Annotated in this window: 3 protein-coding genes and 1 pseudogene; all 4 read right to left on the bottom strand. The window is 68.1% G+C overall.

Annotated features, from left to right (window positions below; translation table 11 throughout):
• Nucleotides 1-109 (bottom strand): annotated as a pseudogene (locus GORHZ_RS31575) (glucose-6-phosphate dehydrogenase assembly protein OpcA); the annotation flags it as partial.
• A 37-nt stretch (nt 110-146) separates the two neighbouring features.
• Nucleotides 147-1685, bottom strand: coding sequence for a glucose-6-phosphate dehydrogenase (gene zwf, locus GORHZ_RS09320; RefSeq protein WP_006332346.1), 1539 nt, complete (start codon nt 1683-1685; stop codon nt 147-149).
• A 4-nt stretch (nt 1686-1689) separates the two neighbouring features.
• Nucleotides 1690-2811, bottom strand: a complete 1122-nt coding sequence (gene tal / locus GORHZ_RS09315) for a transaldolase (protein WP_006332345.1) — start codon at nt 2809-2811, stop codon at nt 1690-1692.
• Nucleotides 2812-2853: 42 nt separating this feature from the next.
• The coding region (gene tkt, locus GORHZ_RS09310) for a transketolase (RefSeq protein WP_006332344.1) at nt 2854-4881 on the bottom strand (2028 nt) is incomplete at its 5' end.

Here is a 4881-nt window from a genome sequence, read left to right as displayed (position 1 = left end):
CGACGAGCGTCAACACACGACCGAGGCTGATCGCCCCACCGGACTCACGGACCTCGACGATCTTCTTGGCGACATCGGTGGTGGAGGTGTCGGACATTTCGAGGATCATTGTGGGCCCTCCTGATTGGTGGTCGCGACGAACGATGTCACGGACGCCGCCAGCAACGCCCGGTGCGTTCCAGCATCTCTTCCGCCGACGGTGGACCCCACGTCCCCGATTCGTAGGTGTCGGGCGTGCCGCCCTCCGCCCAGTGCTCGATGACGGGGTCGAGGATCTCCCAGGAGAGTTCGACCTCTTCGTTCACCGGGAACAGCGACGGCTCGCCGAGGAGCACGTCCAGGATGAGGCGTTCGTAGGCCTCCGGTGACGCCTCGGTGAACGCGGTGCCGTAGCTGAAGTCCATGTTGACGTCGCGCACCTCCATGCTCGACGCCGGAACCTTCGAACCGAACCGCATCGTGATGCCCTCGTCCGGCTGGACACGGATCACCAGCGCGTTCTGGCTGAGATCCTCGGTCATCGTCTTGTCGAACGGCAGGTGCGGCGCCCGTTTGAACACCAGCGCGATCTCGGTGACCCGGCGCCCGAGTCGTTTACCGGTGCGCAGGTAAAACGGGACGCCGGCCCATCGTCGGGAGTCGACCTCGAGCGCGATGGCCGCGTAGGTCTCGGTTGTCGAGTCCTTGGCGAACCCTTCTTCGTCGACCAGCCCGGCGACCTTCTCGCTGCCCTGCCAACCCGGACCGTACTGGCCGCGGGCGGTGTTCTCCGCCAGCGGCAGGACGTTCCGCGTCGCCGCCAGAACCTTGATCTTCTCGGCCTGCAGCTGGTTGGGCTCGAAGGAGATCGGCTCCTCCATCGCAACCAGCGCCATCAGCTGCAGCAGGTGGTTCTGGATGACGTCACGTGCGGCGCCGATGCCGTCGTAGTAGCCCGCGCGGCCGCCGAGCCCGATGTCCTCGGCCATGGTGATCTGCACGTGGTCGACGTAGTGCGAACTCCACAGCGGGTCGAACAGCTGGTTCGCGAACCGCAGCGCCAGGATGTTCTGGACCGTCTCTTTGCCGAGGTAGTGGTCGATGCGGAACACCGACGACTCGGGGAAGACGCTGTTGACGACGGCGTTGAGTTCCTTCGCCGATTCCAGGTTGTGTCCGAACGGCTTCTCGATCACCACGCGGCGCCAGTGGTCGCCGTCCTCGGTGGCGAGACCGCTGCGATGGAGCTGCTCACACACGGTCGGAAACGCCTTCGGCGGGACCGACAGATAGAACGCGTGGTTCCCGTCGGTGCCACGCTCCTTGTCGAGCCTCTGCAGCGTGTCCTTCAGACGTGCGAACGCGGCGTCATCATCGAAGGAGCCCTGGACGAACCGGAACCCCTCGGCGAGACGCTCCCAGACCTCCTCGCGGAAACCCGTCCGCGCGTGCTGGCGCACCGCGTCGTGGACCACCTTCGCGAAGTCCTCGTCGTCCCAGTCGCGCCGGGCGAATCCGACGAGCGCGAACGACGGCGGCAACAACCCGCGATTGGCGAGGTCGTAGACCGCCGGCATCAGCTTCTTGCGCGCGAGGTCACCGGTGACACCGAAGATGATCAGGCTGCACGGGCCCGCAATCCGCGGCAGTCGCTTGTCGCGCGGATCGCGGAGCGGGTTGCGCCAGCCCGAGCCCTGCGCAGGCAACCCGTCAGCCTTCGGTCGCCGCGGCGAGCTGCTCGGCGGTGGCGTCGAGGAGCTCGTTCCAGGCGTCGGCGAACTTCTTCACGCCCTCGTCCTCGAGGACGGCGAACACGTCGTCGAGGTCGATGCCGAGCGCGGAGAGCGCATCGAAGGTCCGTTGGGAGTCCTCGCCCTTGCCGACGATGGAGCCGGTGTTCACCCAGCCGTGGTCGGCGAAGGCGTCCATCGTCTTGTGCGGCATGGTGTTGACCGTGTTGGGGGCGACGAGCTCGCTGACGTAGAGGGTGTCGGGGTAGTCGGGGTTCTTGACCCCGGTCGACGCCCACAGCGGACGCTGCGGCCGCGCACCCTGGGCGAGCAGGTCGGGGAAGCGTGACTCGACCTCGAACACCTCCTGGTAGGCGCGGTAGGCCAGCCGTGCGTTGGCCAGACCGGCGCGGCCCCGCATCTCGACGGCGGCGGGGGTGCCGATCGCGTCGAGGCGCTTGTCGATCTCGGTGTCCACGCGGGAGACGAAGAACGACGCCACCGAGTGGATCGTGGACAGGTCGTGGCCGGCCTGTGCGGCGGCGTCGAGGCCGTCGAGGAAGGCGTCCATGACCTCCTTGTAGCGGTCCACGGAAAAGATCAGCGTGACGTTGACGCTGATGCCCTCGGCGAGCACCCGGGTGATAGCGGGCAGACCCGCCTTGGTGGCGGGGATCTTGATCAGCAGGTTCGGGCGGTCGACGATCTTCCACAGCTCGATCGCCTGCGCGACGGTGCCGTCGGCGTCGTGGGCGAGGCGCGGGTCGACCTCGATCGACACCCGACCGTCCACCCCCTGGGACTCCTCGTACACCGGTGCGAGGACGTCGCAGGCGTTGCGGACGTCGTCGGTGGTGATGGTGCGGATGGTGGCGTCCACGTCCGCGCCGCGGGCGGCGAGTTCGTGCACCTGGGCGTCGTAGGTCTCGCCCTTGGAGATGGCAGCCTGGAAGATCGACGGGTTGGTGGTGACGCCGACGACGGATTTCGTGGCGATCAAGTCGGCGAGGTCGCCGGAACCGATCAGGTCCCGGGACAGGTCATCGAGCCACACGGACACTCCGGCGGCGGACAGTTCGGCGAGCTTCTCGTTCTGGGTCACGATGTGTCTCCTCTGGCTGGTGGCCGTGCTGGGGTTGCGGAGCTAGCTGCGGACGACGCGCTCGGCGGCGGCGGTGACTGCCTCGGCGGTGATCCCGAATTCCTGGTAGAGGACCTTGTAGTCGGCGGAGGCGCCGAAGTGGTCGAGGGCCACGATCTCGCCGGAATCGCCGACGATGCGGTACCACGGCATCGAGATGCCGGCCTCCACCGCGACGCGCGGCACACCGGTCGGCAGCACCGACTCGCGGTAGTCAGGGGTCTGCTCGTCGAACCATTCGAAGCAGGGCATCGACACGACGCGGGCCTTGATGCCCTTGCCGGCCAACGCCTGGGCGGCCTCGACGGCCAGTGACACCTCAGAACCGGTGCCGATCAGCACCACGTCCGGGGTGCCGTCGGGGTCCGACAGCACGTAGGCGCCCTTCGCGACGCCCTCGGTGGAGGTGCCCTCGAGAATCGGGACGTTCTGGCGGGTCAGGGCCAGACCGACCGGATGGTTGCGCCGGCCGAGCAGGGTCTGCCACGCCGCCGCGGTCTCGTTGGCGTCGGCCGGCCGGACCACGTCGAGGTGGGGGATGGCGCGCAGCGCGGCGAGGTGTTCGACCGGCTGGTGGGTGGGGCCGTCCTCGCCGAGACCGATCGAGTCATGGGTCCACACGTAGATCGGGTCGGTTTCCATCAGTGCGGCGAGCCGGACGGCAGGACGCATGTAGTCCGAGAACTGCAGGAAGGTTCCGCCGTAGGCGCGGGTCGGGCCGTGCAGCGCGATGCCGGACAGGATGGCGCCCATCGCGTGTTCGCGGATGCCGAAGTGCAGCGTGCGGCCGTACGGGTTGGCCGACCACTTCTTGGTCGAGATCGACGTCGGGCCGAACGACGCGGCACCGTCCATGGTGGTGTTGTTGGAGCCCGCCAGGTCCGCCGAGCCGCCCCACAACTCCGGCAGGACCGCACCGAGCGCCGAGAGCACCTTGCCGGATGCGGCGCGGGTCGCGACGGCCTTGTCACCGGGAGTCCACGACGGGATCGTGTCGGTCCAGCCCTCGGGCAGTTCGTGCGCGTGCAGACGATCGAAGAGCGCCTTGTTCTCGGGGTTCGCCTGCGCCCAGGCGTCGAAACCCTGCTGCCACGCGGCCTTGGCCGCCTCGCCGCGTGCGACGAGCCCGCGGGTGTGGCCGATGACCTCGTCGGACACCTCGAAGTTCTTCTCCGGGTCGAAGCCGAGGATCTTCTTGGTCTCCGCGATCTCATCGTCGCCAAGCGCGGAACCGTGGGCGGCGCCGGTGTTCATCTTGGTCGGCGCGGGGTAGCCGATGATGGTCCGCACACAGATCAGCGACGGCTTGTCGGTGACCGCCTTGGCGGCCTCGATCGCCGCCTCGATGGCGACGACGTCCTCGCCGCCCTCGACGGTCTGCACATGCCAGCCGTAGGCCTCATATCGCTTCGCGACATCCTCCGACAGTGCGATGTCGGTGTCGTCCTCGATGGAGATCTGGTTCTGGTCGTAGAACACGATCAGGTTGCCCAGCTGCTGGGTACCCGCCAGCGACGACGCCTCGGAGGTCACGCCCTCCTCGATGTCGCCGTCGGAGGCGATCACATAGACGTGGTGATCGAAGGGGCTCGCGCCTTCGGCGGCGTCCGGGTCGAACAGTCCGCGCTCGTAGCGGGCGGCCATGCTCATGCCCACGGCCGAGGCGAGGCCCTGGCCCAGCGGTCCGGTGGTGATTTCCACGCCCCTGGTGTGCCGGTACTCCGGGTGGCCGGGGGTAAGTGATTCCCAGGTCCGCAGGGCCTCGATGTCGTCGAGTTCGAGACCGAACCCGCCGAGGTAGAGCTGGATGTAGAGCGTCAGGCTGGAGTGTCCGCAGGACAGCACGAACCGGTCGCGGCCCACCCACTCGGTGTCGGCCGGATCGTGGCGCATCACTCGCTGGAACAGGGTGTAGGCCAGCGGCGCCAGGCTCATCGCCGTGCCCGGATGGCCGCTGCCGCACTTCTGCACCGCGTCCGCAGCCAGCAGCCGCGCCGTGTCGACCGCGCGGGTGTCCACCTCGCTCCAGTC

It is taken from the genome of Gordonia rhizosphera NBRC 16068 (assembly GCF_000298195.1).
GTDB lineage: Bacteria > Actinomycetota > Actinomycetes > Mycobacteriales > Mycobacteriaceae > Gordonia > Gordonia rhizosphera.
Note: the sequence above shows the minus strand (reverse complement) of the source record. Positions and strands in the feature narration are given on the sequence as shown.